The 16717-nt window shown below is 39.7% G+C and carries 14 protein-coding genes; 5 read left to right on the top strand and 9 right to left on the bottom strand.

What is annotated here, in order from left to right; genetic code table 11:
* Positions 1–378: 378 nt before the first annotated feature.
* The 3 genes from recG to asnC are packed head-to-tail and all read right to left on the bottom strand — an operon-like array spanning position 379 to position 3704.
* The gene (recG, locus tag DK924_RS18545; RefSeq protein ID WP_075169554.1) at positions 379–2460 is read right to left on the bottom strand and encodes an ATP-dependent DNA helicase RecG; all 2082 of its coding nucleotides are present in this window, start codon (positions 2458–2460) and stop codon (positions 379–381) included.
* A gap of 57 nt (positions 2461–2517) precedes the next feature.
* The gene (gene trmH, locus DK924_RS18540; RefSeq protein ID WP_109875871.1) at positions 2518–3204 is read right to left on the bottom strand and encodes a tRNA (guanosine(18)-2'-O)-methyltransferase TrmH; all 687 of its coding nucleotides are present in this window, start codon (positions 3202–3204) and stop codon (positions 2518–2520) included.
* Between the two features lie 41 nt (positions 3205–3245).
* Positions 3246–3704, bottom strand: coding sequence for a transcriptional regulator AsnC (gene asnC, locus DK924_RS18535; protein ID WP_008108204.1), 459 nt, complete (start codon positions 3702–3704; stop codon positions 3246–3248).
* Positions 3705–3889: 185 nt separating this feature from the next.
* On the opposite strand from asnC, the gene asnA reads away from it, so the two are divergent.
* Positions 3890–4885, top strand: coding sequence for an aspartate--ammonia ligase (gene asnA, locus DK924_RS18530; protein ID WP_109875870.1), 996 nt, complete (start codon positions 3890–3892; stop codon positions 4883–4885).
* 34 nt (positions 4886–4919) lie between these two features.
* Here the strand turns inward: asnA and DK924_RS18525 are convergent, their stop codons facing one another.
* The 5 genes from DK924_RS18525 to gmk all read right to left on the bottom strand — a co-directional run bounded on the left by DK924_RS18525 (position 4920) and on the right by gmk (position 10331).
* Complete coding sequence (locus tag DK924_RS18525) at positions 4920–6524, bottom strand: DUF342 domain-containing protein (RefSeq protein WP_109875869.1); 1605 nt, start codon at positions 6522–6524, stop codon at positions 4920–4922.
* Between the two features lie 147 nt (positions 6525–6671).
* Positions 6672–7064: a RidA family protein gene (locus DK924_RS18520; protein ID WP_010392969.1), complete on the bottom strand. Its 393-nt coding sequence runs from the start codon at positions 7062–7064 to the stop codon at positions 6672–6674.
* 12 nt (positions 7065–7076) lie between these two features.
* Complete coding sequence (spoT, locus tag DK924_RS18515; RefSeq protein WP_109875868.1) at positions 7077–9182, bottom strand: bifunctional GTP diphosphokinase/guanosine-3',5'-bis pyrophosphate 3'-pyrophosphohydrolase; 2106 nt, start codon at positions 9180–9182, stop codon at positions 7077–7079.
* A gap of 127 nt (positions 9183–9309) precedes the next feature.
* The gene (rpoZ, locus tag DK924_RS18510; protein WP_008108220.1) at positions 9310–9585 is read right to left on the bottom strand and encodes a DNA-directed RNA polymerase subunit omega; all 276 of its coding nucleotides are present in this window, start codon (positions 9583–9585) and stop codon (positions 9310–9312) included.
* Between the two features lie 125 nt (positions 9586–9710).
* Positions 9711–10331: a guanylate kinase gene (gmk, locus tag DK924_RS18505; protein WP_010392962.1), complete on the bottom strand. Its 621-nt coding sequence runs from the start codon at positions 10329–10331 to the stop codon at positions 9711–9713.
* A gap of 299 nt (positions 10332–10630) precedes the next feature.
* Here gmk and DK924_RS18500 point away from each other — a divergent pair, with 299 nt between their 5' ends.
* The 3 genes from DK924_RS18500 (at position 10631) to DK924_RS18490 (ending at position 14357) form a co-directional block, all read left to right on the top strand.
* On the top strand, positions 10631–12826 hold the full coding sequence (locus DK924_RS18500) for an LruC domain-containing protein (protein WP_109875867.1): 2196 nt from the start codon (positions 10631–10633) through the stop codon (positions 12824–12826).
* On the top strand, positions 12826–13284 hold the full coding sequence (locus DK924_RS18495; RefSeq protein WP_109875866.1) for a hypothetical protein: 459 nt from the start codon (positions 12826–12828) through the stop codon (positions 13282–13284). The genes DK924_RS18500 and DK924_RS18495 overlap by 1 nt, the downstream gene beginning before the upstream one ends.
* A gap of 113 nt (positions 13285–13397) precedes the next feature.
* Positions 13398–14357 carry an endonuclease/exonuclease/phosphatase family protein gene (locus DK924_RS18490; protein WP_258306488.1) on the top strand — a complete coding sequence of 320 codons (960 nt, stop codon included), beginning with the start codon at positions 13398–13400 and terminating at the stop codon, positions 14355–14357.
* A 71-nt stretch (positions 14358–14428) separates the two neighbouring features.
* On the opposite strand, the gene DK924_RS18485 is transcribed toward DK924_RS18490, so the two are convergent.
* Positions 14429–15352 (bottom strand): glycosyltransferase, encoded by a 924-nt coding sequence (locus tag DK924_RS18485; protein ID WP_109875864.1) that lies wholly within the window; start codon positions 15350–15352, stop codon positions 14429–14431.
* Positions 15353–15564: 212 nt separating this feature from the next.
* On the opposite strand from DK924_RS18485, the gene DK924_RS18480 reads away from it, so the two are divergent.
* Complete coding sequence (locus DK924_RS18480) at positions 15565–16716, top strand: glycosyltransferase (RefSeq protein WP_010392950.1); 1152 nt, start codon at positions 15565–15567, stop codon at positions 16714–16716.
* Position 16717: the final 1 nt, after the last annotated feature.

Below are 16717 nucleotides of genomic sequence, written 5' to 3'. Positions count from 1 at the left end.
GTCGGGCTTTTTTACGTCTGCAGGAAAGTGAAAGTATCAGCTATCAGCCGTCAGCTATCAGCTGCACTGCGTTAACCTGACCATCGTAGCGTGGGTTGAATATCTCGAAACCCACGGATAAAAGAACACGACAGAGGATGAGAGCGTAGCATTTGTTATGTGGCTCTCTCCATCGCTGTGGGCACTAAGACATTCTACTGCGTTGTCGCTACGAAGTAGCGCACCGACTCCAAATACAAGAAAGCCCGACTCGAAAGAGTTGGGCTTTTTTACGTCTGCATAAAAGTGCAAAAACAGGCGCAAGGTGTAGGGAAATAGTTGTGGTATAGGGAATAACTAGTTGGGAAAATTAATATGTGGCTTTATGCGAATAAGTAACTAAGCTTGTGCGTAATTTGACTTGTTGCCTAACCAGCGTTGAATGAGAGGGTCTACATACTGAGGATATTGCTTCAACATCTGTTGTGCTATGGGTCTAACTTGATTTAAGGTTTGCTTATCTCTTGTTAAGTCTGCAATTTTAAATTCTGCTAAGCCGGTTTGTTTGGTCCCAAGAACTTCACCTGGGCCGCGTATTTCTAAATCACGTTCTGCGATAACAAATCCGTCGTTACTATCGCGCAGTACTCCTAACCGTTTCTGTGCGGTATGTGAAAGTGGTGCATGGTATAAAAGCACGCAGTGAGATGCCGTAGCTCCACGGCCTACGCGGCCACGTAGTTGGTGAAGCTGTGCTAAACCTAGGCGCTCAGGGTTTTCGATAATAATCAAACTCGCATTAGGCACATCAACTCCAACTTCGATCACGGTTGTTGCCACAAGTACATGAATTTTACCCGCTTTAAAGTCGCTCATAATGGCTTGCTTTTCCGTAGCTTTCATTCGCCCATGGACTAAGCCAATAGCAAGCTCAGGTAATGCTTCTTTTAGCTGTAATGCACTGTCTTCCGCTGCTTGGCATTGTAGTACTTCAGACTCGTCTATTAGTGTACATACCCAGTAAACCTGTCGACCTTGTTCGTTACAGGCAAGTTTTACGCGACTAATAATGTCATCTCGACGAGTATCAGGAATCGCAACTGTAGTGATAGGAGTCCGCCCAGGTGGTAATTCGTCAATCACCGAGGTTTCTAAGTCTGCATAGGCGGTCATCGCCAGCGTACGCGGTATTGGTGTTGCTGTCATTACTAGTTGATGTGGGTAACAATCAGCAAAGCGGCCTTTTTCACGCAGTGATAAACGTTGATGAACTCCAAAGCGGTGTTGTTCATCAATAATGATAAGTACAAGATTGTTAAATTTTACTTCATCTTGAAATAACGCATGGGTACCGATAATCATTTGCGCTTCACCTGAGGCGATCATTGCAAGTGTACTTACGCGCTCTTTACCTTTTGTTTTACCACCTAACCAAGCAACCGTTATTCCAAGGCTTTCAAACCAGCTAGAAAAGTTGATTCCGTGTTGCTCTGACAATATCTCTGTTGGCGCCATTAATGCGACCTGGTAGCCTTTTGCTATCGCAGTTAACGCGCTCAGTGCTGCGACTAGTGTTTTACCAGAGCCAACGTCCCCTTGGACAAGTCGCATCATAGGGTAAGCGTGTTGCATATCTGCTTTAATTTCTGATACCACACGGCTTTGTGCATTGGTTGGCGCAAAGGGTAATTGTGCTAAAAATTGTGTTTCTAATGAATTAGTGGGCTCAAGTGCAACGGCTTTAACTTGTTGTCCCTGTTCTCTTACTTTTAATAAACTGAGATTTTGCGCCAGTAATTCTTCAAATACGAGCCGCTGCTGAGCTGGGTGAGTCCCTTGTTCAAGCGCACTTATATCAACATCATTAGGAGGGCGATGCAGTAATAATAACGCATCACTTAACGGTAGTTGCGATGGTTGCCATTGTTGGGGAAGTAGCTCTTCTACTGCATACTTTTGAAGTAATTCTATTGCCTGTTCACTCAACGCCCTAATAGAGAGCTGCTTTAACCCCTCGGTTGTTGAATAGACTGGCGTAAGTGTTGATGATGTTGGTTGTTGTTCAAAAGTGTCGCTAATACTGTATTCAGGATGACTCATTTCAAAGCCAATACGTCCGCGACGTATTTCGCCAAAGCAACGAATTATTTTGCCTGTGCTAAATGCATTTTTTTGTGCTGCGGTAAAATTAAAAAATCGTAGTGTTAACCTACCTGTACCATCATTTATTTGGCAAACCAGCATGCGCCGCTTTCCAAAGGTTATTTGACTGGTTTCAATGGTTGCTTGAACAGTTACGTGGCTATGAGGGGTCAACTCACTAATTGTATAAATACGGGTTCTGTCTTCATACCTAAGCGGCAAATGAAATAGCATGTCCTGTACTGTACTAATACCTAGCTTTAAAAGCCGTTCAGCCATTTTAGGACCAACGCCTTTAAGTTCTGTGATTGGGTATTGGCTTAAGCTAGGTTTAGACAATGTAGGCTCAATTATTATTATTTAGTAAGTTAAGTGTACTGATACACTGTATATGCATCAAGTATGTTTTAACGCCTGCCAAAACTGTTCATCAGCAACAATTTCGCCGTTTTCATCAAGAGCAGGGTAAGGTAGGTTTTTTTGTTTGCATTGCCTTGCAATAATTGGGTGGCAGCCTTCAAAGTACATTGGGTGCTTAATTTCTTCACTCAGCATATTTCTATTGTATAAACCAGCTAGATCACGTTGACGCTGCGCCTCAAATAAAATTAGGGCTGCTGCAACGGATACATTTAACGACTGCACCATGCCTTGCATTGGAATAATGATGTTTTGATCTGCATACTCTAAGGCTTGTGGAGAGATCCCCGTTTTTTCTTGACCGACAATAATTGCAGTCGGTTTAGTGTAATCAATTTCTCTGAAGTCGACAGCATCTTCACTTAAATGCGTAGCTAAAATTTGTACATCAGAATTATGAGCACGCATACTTGCAACGGCATCATCTATGTTTCTGTGAAGATGTGTGTCTAACCAGTTTTTACTACCACCAGAGGTATTATTGGTTAGCCACTTTTGTTTTTCTGGCCACACGGCATGCACATGATGACAACCAACGGCATCAGCCGTTCTAACAATTGCTGATAAGTTATGGTGTTTGTGTACGTCTTCTAAACACACGGTAAGGTCGGTTTGACGACGTGAAAGTACACTTTCGATTCTTTGGTAACGAGTTTGCTGCATTGGAGTCCTCTTTTTCGGCAAATTATACGAGATTTTTCACCTTAAGGCACCACTGTTCGACTAATCGGGTTTTGTAATGAGATCAGGGTTTCGGTTGATTGAATGGCTTCTATTGCCTGTATTTTATTGATTAGTACATCTTGTAGATGATCGATAGAGCGGGTCATTACTTTAATAAAAATACTGTAATTACCAGTGGTGTAATATGCTTCGACCACTTCCTCTAATGATTCTAATTTTATAAGTGTTTGCGGATAATCGCGCGCGTTGTTCAAATTAATACCAATAAAACAACACACATCGTAACCTAATTGCTTTGTATTAATGGTTAGTTGAGTACCTGTGATGATCCCTGCATGTTTCATTTTTTCGATTCGCACATGAATTGTTCCTGCGCTTACACTAAAGCGTTTTGCTAATTCAGCATAAGGTGTACGCGCATTATCCATTAATGCATGCAGAATCTGTTTATCAAGATTATCGATTTGATAATTTTCCATAGATTTAACCGTCTTTAATTATGGTATTAGTTATTTTTATACCACTTTTTTAATGGTTTTAATATCTTAAAGCTATTTTTATTATGGGATATTGAATTAAATAGTTTAATTGTTACGATAACCTCATTGAAGCGTGATTGTGCGCTAAGTAGTAAATACAATAACTGGGAATGAGGCCAATTATTATGAGTTCACATTATGTGCAGCAGCAGCAGCAAATAAGTAAAGTTAAGCAGTTCTTTTCGCAGCAATTAGAGCAAAAACTGGGCTTAATTGAAGTTCAAGCGCCTATTTTAGCTAAAGTAGGCGACGGTACACAGGATAACTTAAGTGGGCACGAGAACGCCGTGGCTGTGAATATTAAAGCGATTGCAGATAGTCGTTACGAAGTGGTGCATTCTCTTGCTAAGTGGAAACGTAAAATCTTGGGTGAATATGGCTTTTCACAAGGTGAGGGAATTTATACGCAAATGAAAGCGTTGCGACCTGATGAAGATTCACTAAGCCCAATCCATTCTGTTTATGTTGATCAATGGGATTGGGAGCAAGTTATTTGTGAAAGTACGCAGCGTTCGCTATCTACTCTCAAGCAAACGGTTGAAACAATTTACCAAGGTATTAAAGCCACTGAACAATATGTTAGTGCAAGCTTTGGCTTAAGAGCATTTTTGCCAGCTAAAATTACTTTTGTACACAGTGAAGAGCTTCGTAAAATGTACCCTGACTTTAGCGCTAAGCAGCGTGAGAAAGCGATTGCTCAAGAATATGGTGCTGTGTTTTTAATTGGTATTGGCGGAGCATTAAGTGATGGTAAAATTCATGATGTGAGAGCGCCAGATTACGACGATTGGTCAACACCAACATGTGATCAGTATATGGGATTAAATGGCGATATTTTAGTATGGAATCCAATTCTTGAAGATGCTTTCGAAATATCATCTATGGGAATTCGAGTGAGCCCTGAAGTTTTGCAAGCTCAATTGGGAATTACCGGTGACGAAGACCGTTTAGAGTTTGATTGGCATAAAGCATTGTTAGAAAGTAAATTTCCTCAAACAATTGGTGGTGGTATTGGTCAGTCTCGCTTGGCTATGCTGTTATTACAAAAACAACACATAGGGCAAGTGCAGGTAGGTGTGTGGCCAGCGCAAACCTATGACAGTGTAAACGGCTTACTATAAAGAATAAGGGGCTGTTACTAACAGCCCCTTATAATTAAGTTTTAAACTCAATTTCTATTTTATTGTTTTCTAACTTAACATTACTTGGTGGAAAGTTACGAGTTGTTTTAAGTAACTTATTGAATATATGGATTTCCACTCCAGAATGTAAAACGGTATTTACGGTTAAAATGGCTTCATCGAGCATGGTATTTAGTTTTTGCTCTAAACTCGCTATCTGCTTTTCTAGTTGTTCAGCTTGTTGACTATGATGTATCTGAGTTGATCCAATCTTATTCATGAGCTCGCTTTTTTTATCAGCATCTTTAATTAAATCTGCTTTTTCTAATGCAGCTTGTAAGCTATCAACCTGTTCATTTGCAGCTGTTAATTCACTAAAATATCTATCAATATCTTTGGTCATTTGAGTAGCTGAAGCGGCTAAATTAATTGCCATTTTAGCCCCTGATTCGTTACCAATTTCTCCGGCAATTAGTTTAGTGGCATCTAAAATTTCACCTCCAAATAACTTTCCTTTAGGTAGTTCTGATTGACCAATTTGAATTATATTTTTTGCTTTCATTGAGCTGTGGCTGGCTTGGCGGTCAAGTAATATGCTGTTAGCTTCAATGTAGCAATATTGAGAGTGTGATGCATGCACATCACCTGCGCAAATTATTCTGCAAGACAGTGATTTATCTTCAGGCTTTTGATGGCCAATCACCCCTTGTTTTACAAGTATATCGCCACCGGCGGTTAATTCTCCAGATTCGACTGTACCAAAAACGGTAATGTCACCTGTTGCATTTATCCTCATCCCTGGCTCTACATTTTTACTAACTATTACACTACCTTCAAAGTCGATATGGCCTGTTTTTACAGACACATCGTTAACAGTGAAAATATCGTCAACACGCATTCCGTTATTTATTTCAACAGGCACGCCGGCAATAGTTGAAAGTAATTCCATCGGGTTATTTTTTGATATTTCAGTACCCTCACCTGCAATTAGGGCATGAACTTGCCCTGGTTTGGCTGGTAAAACATCACCTATCACGGTAAACCCTTCTTGACCAGGAGTAGCAGGTTGCTGCTGGATTAGTAATTCACCCGGTTTAACACTTGCTAATTTACCAAAATCACGCATATCAACACTACCATCTTCTTTTAATTTGGGTGTTTTAAGGCGGTCTTTTAAGGTTTTAACCATGGCTTTAAATTTACTATCTTGGCCGTCAGTAGGTAAACGTCCTTTAGCGAGTGGTCCGCTAACTACAGAGCCCGGAGGAAGCTCAAATTGCTTTTGTAAAAGCTGCTCTAAAAATGCTTGTTTATAACCTCTAGCAACATGCGCTTTCACTAATTCTTTTTTAGCTTCATCAAAACTGAGTGTTGCGCCACCTTTGGCGAGAGTGAGCGTGCCAGTGGCTAGCATTTTATCATCGCTGATTTCAACGATTAAGGTTGCATCGTGGCGTGTTGCAACGACTAAGATTCGTTCAGGTGTTGCACTACTGAAATAGTTATTTATGGCGTCATGATCGATTTCACACTCGCTGTAAGGCGATTGTTCAATTGCTTCAATGATAAAAGCAGCACTGGTGGGTGCAGATTTACTCGTATCGAGCAATACATTGCCATTATGAGCAAGCTTAAACACAAGTTATCCTTTTCTACTACAAAAGTAAGGTTTAATAAAATAACGTGATTACAGAGTGCTAGAATTTTAGTTTTGAGTCAAGAATTCATCAAAGTGTAGCTATAGAATGGGATAAAAGCTATGAGCGGCGCTCATAGCTTATAGAGGTTAGTTTGTTGAAGGAAGTTCCATAATGCCGTCAATTTCTACTTGTACACCTTTAGGGAGTGCACGAACGCCAATAGCTGCACGCGCAGGGTAAGGCTGTTTAAAATATTGGCTCATAACTTCGTTCACAATGGCAAAGTTTGAAAGATCAGTAAGGTAAATATTAACTTTTACTAGGTCTTGAATAGAACCGCCAGCTTCCTCACAAACCGCACTGATATTTTTAAATACTTGATGTGTTTGCTCACTAAAGTCTTCAGAAATAACGTCCATTGTTTCTGGGACAAGTGGTATTTGCCCTGATAAATAAACAGCTGTACCCACTTTTACTGCTTGGCTATATGTACCAATTGCTGCAGGTGCTTTATCCGTTGATATAAATGCTTTATTCATGATGTTCCTATTTTATTTTTTACGATAGACTTTTTGTACATCGGGCATAACACGTATGCGGCGCATAATATTGGCGACATGAATACGGTTTTTAACTGTGATCCCTAAGTCTATCACGTATAAATTACTTTCTTTTTCATCGGTAGCTATTTCTACAATATTGGCCTGCGTAGTGGCGACCACATTGGTTAATTTAGCCAGCGCACCTTGGTGGTTAATGATTTCTACTCTTAAAGTCGCTATGTATTCTTTTTCAGGATTATCATCCCATTTTACGACTAGGTATTTCGAACGATCATTTTCCCAACCACGAATATTTTTACACTCTTGGCGATGAACGGTTAAACCTTTACCTTGGCTAACATGGGCAGTTATAGCGTCTCCAGGTACAGGACGACAACATTTAGAATAATTAACCAACATACCTTCGGTACCAATAATAGTTGCCTTGGCACGCTTTGCGATGTCGTTTAAATCATCATTGTCGTTTTGTAACAAGCGTTTAGCAATCAGCATACTCATTAAGTTACCTGAGCCAATCTCTACTAGCAGTTCTAAGGTAGAGGAAAGCTCATGCTCTTCAAGCACTCGGGTAATATTTTCAGCTGGCAGGTTATCAAATTTGTTTTCCCCTAGCGCTGAGTCAAGTAAGCGACGACCAAGTAATAACGCTTCTTCATGCTGTTGACTTTTAAGGTAGTTGCGTACGCCCAAGCGTGCTTTGCCAGTAACAATAAAGTTAAGCCATGTTGCGTTAGGGTGAGCGCCTGAACTGGTAATAATTTCTATTGTTTGCCCCGTATCAATGGCTTTACTTAAAGGATAAGGCTTGCGGTTCACACGTGCACCGACACAAGTATTACCTACATCAGTATGAACGGCATAAGCAAAATCAACCGCCGTTGCACCCATAGGAAGTTCAATAATCCGACCATCTGGGGTAAAGACATAAATTTCTTCTGGGAATAGCTCTGTTTTTACATTCTCTACAAATTCAAACGAGGAACCTGCACTTTGTTGTAATTCCAATAAGCTTTGCATCCATTGGCGTGCGCGCTGTTGTGCAGTATGACCCGCATTGTCACCCGACTTTTTATACATCCAGTGAGCTGCGACCCCTTTATCAGCCATGTGATCCATATCTAAAGTACGGATTTGAATTTCTACAGGAATACCATGCGGGCCAACTAAAGAAGTATGTAATGATTGGTAACCATTAGTTTTTGGTACAGCAATATAGTCTTTAAAGCGGGTTTCAATTGGCTTATATAAGTTATGAGCTACACCAAGTACGCGATAACAGGTATCCATAGAGTCTACTGCAATACGAAATGCGTAAATATCCATGACTTCGTTAAACAGCAGCTCTTTGTTGAGCATTTTTTTATAAATACTGTATAGATGCTTTTCACGGCCTGATACGGTCGCTTTTATGCCAGATTCTTCAAGGCGAGCTTCAATTTCAGTTTGAATATTTGAAATAACTTCTTTGCGATTACCACGCGCTTTAGCCACTTCCGATTTAAGTGCACGATGACGCATAGGGTACAGTGCTTGAAAACCTAAATCTTCTAGCTCATTTTTTATATCATGAATACCTAAACGATTAGCAATTGGTGCATAAATCTCAAGGGTTTCACGAGCAATACGGCGGCGTTTATCAGGACGAAGTGCGCCTAATGTGCGCATGTTGTGTGTTCTATCAGCTAGCTTGATTAAAATAACCCGAATATCTTGGGTCATTGCCATAATCATTTTCCGATAGTTTTCAGCTTGGAACTCTTTTTTATCTTTGAAGCTCAATTTATCAAGCTTGCTCACACCCTCTACGAGTTCTGCTACTGTTTCACCAAATATTTCAGCTAAATCTTGTTGGCTAAAATCGGTATCTTCAATCACATCGTGCATGAGTGCTGCCATGAGCGTTTCATGGTCAAGATGCATGCTTGCTAATATTTGAGTGACTTCAACGGGGTGAGTAATGTAAGGCTCGCCACTTGAACGAGTTTGACCCTCATGAGCCTCTCGGGCTACCACGTAGGCTTTTTGAACTAGCTCAACATCGTCTGCTGGCAAGTATTTTGAGATTTTCTTTTTAAGACCTTCAAAAAGATACATTCACACTCCAATGTTCTCGTGAAGCAAATAAGTTAGGATAAGTTACGAATATACGATGAAAACAAAGGATTGCCAACGGCTATAGTTGAAAAACTATGCCGTTAGCTAAATCAGACCGGGCGGTTGATTATTGGTTGCCACCAACAATGGCAGCAACAGCAGCTAGTTCTGCCGCTTCTTGATGTTGTTGTTCTTCACGGTCAATAACATCCATTGAAGAATTATCAACTAAACCAAGTTCGATTTCACGTAAAGCAACAACTGTCGGCTTATCGTTCTCAGGATCTACTAGTGGATCTTTACCACCAACAGCAATTTGGCGGGCACGACGGGCCGCAACTAAAATTAAGTCAAAACGATTACCAATTGCATCTACTGCATCTTCAACTGTTACGCGAGCCATCTTAGCACTCCAAAATAATTTAAAAGCAAAGGCGTAGTTTACTGCACGCAGCAAGTTTCGCCAATAGCCAGTGGTTAATTTTTATCTATTTTAAGGCATGAACCGAAAATTAATCGTAATTTAGATTACTTGAGCAGCTCATTAATTAAAGTTTGATGACGTGTTGTTTGTGCTTTTAGCGTTAATCGCTGTGCAATTACTATGGTTTCTAAATCGCATAGAGCAGTATCAAAATCATCATTCACTACAACATAGTCGTATTCGTTGTAATGAGAGGTTTCTGATTGAGCTTGCGCCATTCGACCTGCAATAATTTCAGCAGAGTCTTGGCCGCGATTATTTAAACGTTGCTCTAGTTCTTGTTTTGATGGCGGAAGAATAAAGATAGTTTTTACGTCGTCCATTATTTCTCGAACTTGGCGAGCGCCTTGCCAGTCAATATCTAAAAATACATCAATACCTGCGGCGAGTTGCTCTTCAATCGCTTGCTTAGAAGTACCATAATAGTTATCAAATACTTGTGCCCATTCAAAAAAATCATCTTTGGCAATCAGCGCTTTAAACTCATCAACTGATACAAAGTGATAATGTTCTGCATTATTTTCACCAGGGCGCGGTGCGCGAGTGGTGTGCGATACCGATACTTTCATATCAGCATGCTTTTTAAGTAGTGCATTTATTAAGCTAGATTTACCTGCCCCAGAAGGTGCCGATAAAATGAATAAGTTTCCGCGAGAGTGTGCCATGATTTTTTACCTAAAATGAACAAGCACAGCCGTTAAAAAGGCCTGCCTTAATTTTACTATTGTACTTTATTTAATGAAGCTTACTCAACTGCTGCATACTTAGAGCAAATAGCCCGTGTCTAAGAGCATAGATACAGAGAGTTTGTGAAGGTGATTTTTACTCTCGCATAATGCAAAGACATGTGTTGCAACTTGCATATCTAAGTGATGTAATTTTTTATTATTATTTAAATTCAATAGGTTAAAGTTTGGAATAAAGTCTGCATTAGTTCAACTATGTAACTATAGAGGGCTTACGTATGAAATTAACCCATCTCGGAAAAGTTTGCTGTGTATTGTGGCCTTGCACCGTTTTTAGTCAGCCATTTGAGAATTGTCCAAGCCAGGCTTTTTTAATGCAAGATGCTAAAGCACAGTTATACGGTATAGATTTAGTATCGGCTAAGCCTACGGTGTTAGCCGCGACTTTAACGTTTGCTACTGAGGCAAACAATGAAAGCGTAAATGCCATTGGCTTTAATTATAAAGATCAGTATTTGTATGGCTTTAGTCGCCAAGCACCAAAAAGTGTGGTGCAAATAGACAGTAACTACCAAATGGCTCGCTTAAATATCACAGGGCTGCCAGATACTAACTTTTATGTAGGTGACATTCAGGTAACAGGCGATGCAGCAAATCAGCGCGCTTCATATTATGTTTATACTCCTCGGTTTGGCCTTTACGAAATCGATTTAAACTCAGATCTAACCGCTGAAATTAATGCACAGCTTTTACCTAATAGTGCCAACTGGAATTTAGGAATTTATGATTTTGCCTTTCATCCACAAAGTAATTTACTTTATGCAGTTGAATCAAATGGTGATTTGCATGAAATTAACGTTGCTAATAATACCTCTAAATTTATAACTCAGCTCGATATTGGTGATGATACGGGCGCATTTGGTGCCGCTTACTTTGACATTGACGGTCAGTTTTACTTTAGTAATAACAAAAGCGGAAAAATACATAAAGTTGATTTAAGTATTAGCCCCGTAGTTGGCTACACACCAACAGCAAACGTATTTACCTCAGGACCTAAATCTAGTCAAAATGATGGTGCGCGATGCGCTATTGCAGAAGTTGCAGTTACCGATAGTTCTATTGATTTTGGTGATGCTCCTCGTCCATATAACACGAGTCTTGAGCAAAGTGGCGCTCGACACTTATTTGATCCTAGTAGTACTGGCAGTAATCTTATTTACTTGGGTGAGACGGTCGATGGCGAAAATATCAATACGAATGACGATTTAATCAACAACCCCATAGATGACTCTGATGACGGGGTTAGCTTTGTTACCGCGATTGCTGCAGGACAAGATAGCCAAATCATTGTCAACGCCTCAGCTGATAGCTTTTTATATGCTTGGTTTGACTGGGATCAAAATGGTGGCTTTAGTGAATCCGAACGCATGGTAACTAAGTATCAGCTTAACAAAGGTGATAATAGTATTTTAGTTAGCGTACCGAGTAACGTTAAAGCAGGGCAAACATGGGCTCGCTTTCGAGTTACTGATGGTTCTGAGGCATCATTAATTACTGCCACGGGTGGAGTGCTAGGTGGCGAAGTGGAAGATTATCCAATAACCACATTTGCTAGCGCTGTTTATCCTGGTGAAAACGATTGGGTAACGCTTGCCTATGAAGATAAATGGCCGTTTTCAGGCGATTACGACTTTAATGATGTGGTTGTAAATTATCGTACTACGCAGCTGATTGAAGGAAGTAATGTGGTTGGCTATAAAATTGATGGTCAACTTGTTGGAGTGGGCGCAACTTATCACAATGGTTTTGCTGTAAGACTTACAGAAACTACTACTAGCACAACCAATACTATTTTAAGCAGTGAAATTGATGAGCAAAATATCATTTACACTATCAATGGAGAGCCACAACTAGACTCGCCATTAGAAGCAAACCGTGAGCAAGCAATTTTGATTTTCATGCAGGATACTTGGCAACATATTACGAAGCAAGCCGGCTGTGATTACTTTAGAACCGAAAGCAATTGTGACGTAAACAGTAAAGTAACGTTTAGTATGACTATTCCATTAAAAGCAGCTAAAGCGCTAGCGAATGCACCTGGTACACTACTCGATCCGTTCATTTTTGGTAGCGAAGGATTTTATCATGGTGACTTTTTAGTTGGTAAAAATGCAAGAAGCTGGGAGGTTCATCTAAAAAACCAAGCGCCAACAGAGGCTTTCGATAGTAGTTTATTCGCTGTTAATGGTGCAGATGATGCCACTCAGCAAGCCTCTGAGTTATTTTTTCAAACTGAAAATGGCCTTCCATGGGCGATTGAAGTCGGTATGCAGTGGCTACATCCACTTGAAGGGGTAGACATCACCAACGCTTATGATCGTTTTGCTAATTTTGCGCAGTCGTCAGGTCAGCAAGCCCCGCAGTGGTTTAACAGTTACAACGCACCGAGTGTGGTTGTTAAAGGAGAACAGTAATGAATAAATTAACCGTCACCTTATGCTCATTATCACTGTTAACAGCCTGCGGGGGCGGAGGCGATGAAAGTGCAGCACCTGCTCCGACTAATGTAGCTCCACCAGTTGCTGATCCAGTAACAGCTGAGCCCCAAGGAATGGCAAACTTAGTTATCAATAATGACTTTAACTTATCAACAAAATTTAATTTAGCTATTGATGTAGCGCTTTCTAGAGGTGATGAAAGAGCGTATCTGAATATTTGTCAGAAAAAATCGAATGCAGAGCGAGCAGATTACAATAATTGCTTATTTAGAGCCCCTTTAACGCAAGGGGCACTCACAACTACCCTTGCGATGAGCAGACAAGATATAGAGCTAGTAGCGGAAATTTGGTTTTACGATACCAGCACCCAACCACTTGCTTTTACTTGGCAGTTTGATGCTCAAACACAAAACCAACTGTTTGAGATTAGATAACATCAGATTATGTCGAATTCTGGTTAAGTTTTATCGGCTTAATTGATAAAACTCAAAGTTAAGATAAAGAATATACTCAGGTATATTCTTTTTTATTGTAAAAAGGGGCGTTCATGTTCAAGGTTATTTCGAGTAGGCGGTGTAATTCAAGAAGAGGTTATAGCATTGCTGTCATCACAGTAATTGCATTTATGCTAATTGTTGCCGCATTTAATCCGTGGCAATTTTATTACGCTGATTTATTAATATCCTTTCGGTTTCCTTTGTTAGCTGCTGCGTTGTTTTTTGCACTGTTACTGCTTGCGCTAAAAAAACTATGGCTAGGGGGAGTGATTGCGATTATTTGTATTATTAATTTAAGTTCACTGGTGCCGCTGCATTCATTAGAAGTCGCTCCCTCGAAGGCTGCGATAACAGTTAAGCAAATTAATCTAAATTACAATAATCCCTATGTAGACATGCATCTAAAAAACTTACAAAACCAGCAATGGGATGTGCTTGTTTTGCAAGAGTTTAGCGATTTAAACCGGCATTTACTCACGCCTTTTTTAAATAAAGCCAGTTTGTTTGGTTATCGCGAAGTTGAAGGGATCCCTTACGGGATTGTGGTTATTTCGCGTTTACCGATTATACACAGACAGCAAGTTAAATTAGATGGCGACCGATTAGGTTATATAAAGCTTAAGCTATTATTAGATAAGCACCCAATTACCGCTTTTATTGCCCACCCACCTTCACCTAGAACCGCTACTCATTGGCATAATCGTAATCGATTATTATCAGTAATTAACGAGGCGAGTACAAAAGAGATAGATCCTTGGTTTATTGCGGGAGATCTAAATATTGTTCCCTGGTCTGGCTATTTTAATTGGTCTAATGCCCAAAGTTGTTATGCAGCTGCAAATGCATATACCAGCTTTGCACCTACTGCAATAGAGCACACTTTAATGACGGGCTTGCCAATTGACCATTGTATTTTTAATCAAGAGTTTAATTTATCTTCTTTGGAAGTGAGTGAGTTTAAAGGAAGCGATCATAAAATATTAAGTTATACATTAAACTTAAAAAGTTAGATGGAGTATTTATTTTAGGCTAATACACAACAAGTAGCTTAAACGCTACTTGTTGTGTATTAGCAAAGTAATTATGGTGCAGTAGTAAATGTGGTTTTTAAATCATGTAATAAATGGCGTAAATTACGTTTATGCGGGAATAGCGTAAACGCGGCTGTTGTAATTGATAACGCTTTGAACTTTGCGCCTATTTCTCGATAATATTCACCGTAACATTCTAATATACGTGCTTGTGCTTTTATTTGTGCAATCATTCCAGCATCTCTTTTGCAGCGTGAAACAATTTCTTTCATCGCATTGAGCCTGTTTTTACGATTTGCGGTAATAGAGCCCGCTCTCATCAAGTAATCCATGGCTACGCGCGGCGAAAAAGCTACATCACCAATTCTTGCAAGCTTTAACCAGCAATCCCAATCACTTGCGCTGTTTAATATGTTATCAAATCGGCCGATATAATTAATGGCTGAACGTTTAACCATAACCGAAGAGGTACCAATCACATTGGCAAAAATAAGTAAGTCTATTGGCGATTTTAAGTTTTGATATCCCATATCTTTCTTATCAACAAATTTTGAAAACTCAGGCCAAAAAGAAAAGCAATCCACAATAGGCTCATAATCTTCATTTACATGCATATAATTAGTAAAGCTTAAAACACATTCGGGGTTTTCTTTCATATAACCTAATTGCTCATACAACTTATCATCACTCCAATAGTCGTCGGCATCTAAGAATGCAATATAGTCCCCTTTAGAAGCTGCAATAGCGCGGTTGCGTACATTAACTACACCGGTATTTTCTTGTTCTAAAATAACCAGCTGTGGAAATGTGTTCTGCGCTTTTCTCAACCAATCAACACTGCCATCGGTTGAGCCATCGTCTACAACGATAATTTCTAGACTGACATTTTTTTGAGCAATAACACTACTCAGTGCCTTTGCTAAATACTGTTTGCAATTGTAGTTTGGGATAATAACGCTTATTTCTATATTCATGAGCTGCACCCTGGCTTCTATTAATTAACTAGGTAAGTACTACGCAAGTTAAGCGCCAAGTATTTTTATAGCTTTGTGGGGTGTTTTTTGTCTAATGCTTTGCATTTTGCAATATATGTTCGCAAATTGACTTAAATCTTACCACTTTCAGTGCTTTTTAACCGGGCACAGTTCTTGCGAAATAACCATTAGAATCTTTTGGAGTATTTAGCATGAAACATATAGGTATTGTTGTACCAAGCTTCCATATCCCGTCGGAAACTTTTGTGGTCACAGAAATAAATGCACTTGTTAAAGCAGGGCATAAAGTAAGTGTTATTACCTTTGAAAATTTAAATACCAGTGCCAACCTTGATAGCAGTGTAAATGTAATTATTATTAAAAAGTCTTTTGGTGCTGCTGCTAAATTTGCAACTTTGAAACCGTTAGCAGCACTTAATGCTACCAAAATTGCTTTTCGCTTTACCTCAATCTCAGCCATGTCGCTTCTAGGGTATGGGTTAAACATCGCAGAAATAATTAAGCGGCACGGTATCTCCCATATACATTGTCACTTTATGCATGCACCGCTGGCATATTCGATTGTTGCTAGCAAAATTGCGGGTATCAGTGTCTCTTCAATCGGCCATGGTCATGATGTGTATGTAAACGATACCGATCTAAAACTTAAACTTTCGTTATGTGATTTCTCGGTTGCTGTGTGTAAAGACATGGCTCAAAAGCTAAGTAATTACAAGGTAGGAAAAGTTGAGCTATTGCATTGCGGTGTTGATTTAAGCCTATTTAGCTGCACTCCAAATCGACTTAATGAGTCAGTTAAACTGTTATTTATTGGACGCTTAGTTGAGAAAAAAGGACTGCAATTTCTTTTACCCGCTATAAAAAAATTAAGTAAAAAATACGCAATATGCTTAGACATCGTTGGCGAAGGCCCATTAATGAATGATTTAAAATTTTTGTGTGAAGAACTCGGTCTTGATAAAGATGTTCGATTTTTGGGGCGTCGTACGCCTCTTTGGTTATCAAAAAATACCAGTAATTACTCGGCACTGGTTGCGCCATTTTGTGTATCTAGTAATGGTGACAGAGACACTGGGCCAGTAGTTCTTAAAGAAGCTATGGCAAGTGGTATTCCTGTGCTAACGACCAAGCTTATGGGGGCAAAAGAAATTGTAAATGATTCTGTTGGCTTTAAGTGTGAGCCTTCAAGCATTATTGGTTTAGAGACTATTTTAACTCAATTCTGTGAGCTTAATCCGTATGAACGATATGCCAAAGGTATCAATGCTAAGCGGTTGGTTGCAAATAAATTTAATGCCAGCTCACAAGCTAAAAAGCTGTCATCTTGGGTGCAAAACTCTTAAG

The sequence above is a fragment of the Pseudoalteromonas sp. meg-B1 genome, assembly GCF_003173795.1.
In the GTDB taxonomy this organism is placed as follows: domain Bacteria; phylum Pseudomonadota; class Gammaproteobacteria; order Enterobacterales; family Alteromonadaceae; genus Pseudoalteromonas; species Pseudoalteromonas undina.
Note: the sequence above shows the minus strand (reverse complement) of the source record. Positions and strands in the feature narration are given on the sequence as shown.

Coding starts and splice junctions, on each gene's coding strand:
- trmH (WP_109875871.1), bottom strand. CDS start 3,204: ATGCAGCAAACTCGTTACCAAAGAATCGAAAGTGTACTTTCACGTCGT.
- DK924_RS18520 (WP_010392969.1), bottom strand. CDS start 7,064: ATGAATAAAGCATTTATATCAACGGATAAAGCACCTGCAGCAATTGGT.
- DK924_RS18490 (WP_258306488.1), top strand. CDS start 13,398: ATGTTCAAGGTTATTTCGAGTAGGCGGTGTAATTCAAGAAGAGGTTAT.
- spoT (WP_109875868.1), bottom strand. CDS start 9,182: ATGTATCTTTTTGAAGGTCTTAAAAAGAAAATCTCAAAATACTTGCCA.
- DK924_RS18485 (WP_109875864.1), bottom strand. CDS start 15,352: ATGAATATAGAAATAAGCGTTATTATCCCAAACTACAATTGCAAACAG.
- rpoZ (WP_008108220.1), bottom strand. CDS start 9,585: ATGGCTCGCGTAACAGTTGAAGATGCAGTAGATGCAATTGGTAATCGT.
- DK924_RS18480 (WP_010392950.1), top strand. CDS start 15,565: ATGAAACATATAGGTATTGTTGTACCAAGCTTCCATATCCCGTCGGAA.
- asnA (WP_109875870.1), top strand. CDS start 3,890: ATGAGTTCACATTATGTGCAGCAGCAGCAGCAAATAAGTAAAGTTAAG.
- DK924_RS18500 (WP_109875867.1), top strand. CDS start 10,631: ATGAAATTAACCCATCTCGGAAAAGTTTGCTGTGTATTGTGGCCTTGC.
- asnC (WP_008108204.1), bottom strand. CDS start 3,704: ATGGAAAATTATCAAATCGATAATCTTGATAAACAGATTCTGCATGCA.
- DK924_RS18495 (WP_109875866.1), top strand. CDS start 12,826: ATGAATAAATTAACCGTCACCTTATGCTCATTATCACTGTTAACAGCC.
- gmk (WP_010392962.1), bottom strand. CDS start 10,331: ATGGCACACTCTCGCGGAAACTTATTCATTTTATCGGCACCTTCTGGG.